The 3,091-nt window shown below is 62.9% G+C and carries 3 protein-coding genes; 2 read left to right on the forward strand and 1 reads right to left on the reverse strand.

Annotated elements, in window-relative coordinates:
* A partial coding sequence (locus EN914_RS29800; protein WP_206527271.1) for a hypothetical protein occupies window positions 1–225 on the forward strand: 225 nt, incomplete at its 5' end.
* Between the two features lie 3 nt (window positions 226–228).
* On the opposite strand, the gene EN914_RS29805 is transcribed toward EN914_RS29800, so the two are convergent.
* Window positions 229–1,500 (reverse strand): FAD-binding oxidoreductase, encoded by a 1,272-nt coding sequence (locus tag EN914_RS29805; protein WP_024502514.1) that lies wholly within the window; start codon window positions 1,498–1,500, stop codon window positions 229–231.
* A gap of 195 nt (window positions 1,501–1,695) precedes the next feature.
* On the opposite strand from EN914_RS29805, the gene EN914_RS29810 reads away from it, so the two are divergent.
* On the forward strand, window positions 1,696–2,688 hold the full coding sequence (locus EN914_RS29810) for a dipeptidase (RefSeq protein WP_081714235.1): 993 nt from the start codon (window positions 1,696–1,698) through the stop codon (window positions 2,686–2,688).
* Window positions 2,689–3,091: the final 403 nt, after the last annotated feature.

Here is a 3,091-nt window from a genome sequence, read left to right on the forward strand (position 1 = left end):
CACGAAACCATCGCCGGGCGCGGCGCGGCGCTCGCCTGGGCGGGATTTGCGGACGAGCATCTGCGCCGCGGCCAGCTCGTCCGGCTGACCAAGACCTCTCGGCGCCACGCCGGCTCCTTCCACATCGTCATGAGGAAGAACGCCGGCCCGGTTGTCAGGGCGGTGGCGCAGGCGCTGCTCGGCAGCGTCGGCGACAGCTTGCAGGCAAGCGCCGGGGGCAGCTGACGATCAGGCCTCGCGACCAAACCGCGACGCCTCGTGACGCGCGCCCCAGACCGGCATGGCGGCTTCGATTTCAGCTTCCGACTTGAAAGCATCGGATGCGTAGCGGTCGACACGGAACCGCTCGGCGGAAACGAACGGGGTCTGCCCGAGAACCAGTTCGCAAGAGAGCCGGCCAAGACCCGGCCCATGGGTGACGCCGCTCTCATTGTCGCCACCGACGACCACGATATTGTCGCTGCCGGGGACTTTGCCGACGATAAGGTTGTTGTCGGGCGTGTAGCACGGCACGCCTTGCGCCCAGCTCGCGATCCTCGAACCGCGCAGCGGCGGGAACACCGTCTGCAACTCGGCAAGCTCCTGCTCGGAGGTTTCCTGCATCAGCCCGATATTGTGCGGCTGGCCGGGTTCGATTTCGCTGTCGTTCGTCTTGTAGAGAGGTTTGTAGTGCCGGCCGGTTCCCCACATGACGGCGCCGAATGTCTCGCGCAGCCACAGCCGCAATTCGCGGCACTGGACGGTGGGAATGGTCGATGGCAGCCCACGGTCGTCGGTGACGATGCGCGTTGCAACGACGCGCAGCAGCGGCAACTGCCAGCCAAGGCCTGACAGGACCTGGTTGTTCCAGGCGCCGGCGGCAACAATCACGCCATCAGCCTCAAGGCCGCCCTGGTCGGTCTCGATCGTCACCCGGTCGCCGGCATCATGGACGGCAGTCACGCGTGTGTTGCTGCGGAAGACGCCGCCGAGCTCGCTGATCTGGCCGGTCAGCACCCCCATCGCCAGCTTGGTGTCGAGCTGGATGCCGTGCGGATTGTAGGCCGCCGAATGGACCCGGGCCGGATCGATGAGGCCCTGCATCTTCTGCCCGATCTGCACGGCATCCAGGTCCTGCATTTCCGGCGGCGCATAGGGAGAATCCAGCACCGGGCGGACGAAGCGTTCGCGCCCGTCCTCGGTCAGCGCCATGATCAAGGTGCCGTTCGGCCGATAACCAATCTCGGCGCCGACCTCGTGCAGCCTGCGATAGAAATCGAGGCCATATTGCTGCAGCTGAAAGCCCTCTTCACCGAGCGGGATCATGCCGGCGGACCAATGGGAGACGAAGCCAGCACCGGCGCTTGTGGTTGCGGCACCCGGCTGGCCGGCATCGATGACCGTCACCCGGCGCACGCCGGACCGCAGCAGATGGAAAGCCGCGCTGCAGCCGATGATGCCGCCGCCAATCACCGCGATATGCCTGCTATCGCTGCCGCCATGGCTTCCGTTTGAACTCATCTTTGTTCTCCCTTTTGCCGATGTTCCGGTCGGAGCGACATACAGCGACGGCGACCATACAGGCTCGTCCCGGACTGTCTAGACACATGTGTCTGTGGCCTGATACTTGATGCGCACTGCATCTGGATCACACGTCCGGAACGCCGCTTGATCCGGCTTTCCGTTGTGTTGTGTCGCCGAGAGAGCGAGGAAAAAGTGAGCGTTTCGACAGCCGCCCAGGCCATTTTCGACAGTGAAATCATATGGGACGCGCATTCCGGCTTCATGCCGGACCCGGCGGCGGACCTGAACAATCTGCAGATCTGGCGCGACGCCGGCATCGACTATCTGTCGATCGATGTCGGCTTCGACCTGTTGCCCTGGGAGCAGACCGTGCGGACGCTCGCAAATTTCCGCCACTGGATCCTTGCCAATCCCGAGCACTACACGCTGGTCTCCTCCGTCGCGGAAATCCGCAAGGCCAAGCTTGAAGGCAAACTGGCGATCACCTTCGACATCGAGGGCATGAACGCGCTCGACGGCCGCGTCGAGATGGTGGAGTTCTATCACCGTCTGGGCGTCCGCCAGATCCTGTTTGCGTACAACAGGAACAATCTGGCCGGCGGCGGTTGCCACGATGTCGAGACCAGCCTGACGGCGTTCGGCCGCGAGGTCATCGACGAGATGAACCGTCTCGGCATGTTCGTCGACGTCACCCATACCGGCTATCGCACCTCGATGGAGGTGATGGAATACTCCAACCGGCCGGTCATCTTCTCGCACTCCAACGCCAAGGCCTTGTGCGGCCATGGCCGCAATATCACCGACGAGCAGATCAAAGCCTGCGCGCGCACCGGCGGCATCGTCGCGATCGTCGGGCTCAATCGTTTCCTAGGAGAGGGACGCACGGACTCGGACAGGCTGGCTGACCACATCGAATATCTCGTCGACCTGGCTGGCCCAAATCATGTCGGCATCGGACTGGACTACGCCTTTCCGGTTGATGTCAAAGGCATCGACCGCATCATTTCCGACAATCCGCAATTCTGGCCCAAGAGCGAATATCCGGAGGGGGCGACGACCTACGCGGCTCCAGGTCAGATGCGCGAACTGACCGAGGTTCTTCTGCGCCGCGGCCAGTCCGAGCAGACCGTGCGCGATGTCCTGGGCGGCAATTTCATGCGCCTGGCGGCTGAAATCTGGAAGTGAGCGGCGGCGGAGAGGCCTATCTCCGCTACAACTCTTGATCCAGGCCACACCGAATGGCGGGCCAGGCCATATCGTCTGCGCGATCACATTCCGCCCGTGACTTGCCCAAGTCGACGCGCCGGCGGCGGTCGGAACAGATGTCGAGATTTTCCGCAAGATCGTCCGTATCCAAGATTCGGACGTGCCGGCAAAATTTTCGCTAGACATAGATGTCTATTATTAGCAGTTTTAGCGGACCGACACATTCGGCCCGGCTTGGAGAATGGCCTGCGGCCTGAAAACAAGACAACGAAAACAGCTGAGGGGTAGAGCATGTCCATTCTAGCCGACACCAGGGTTTCGCGCCGCAGCCTGCTCGCCGGAGCCGGCGCTTTCGGCCTCGCCTCAATGGTCAATCCAAAAG

The organism is Mesorhizobium sp. M7A.F.Ca.CA.001.08.2.1, from assembly GCF_003998455.1.
Taxonomy (GTDB): Bacteria; Pseudomonadota; Alphaproteobacteria; order Rhizobiales; family Rhizobiaceae; genus Mesorhizobium; species Mesorhizobium ciceri.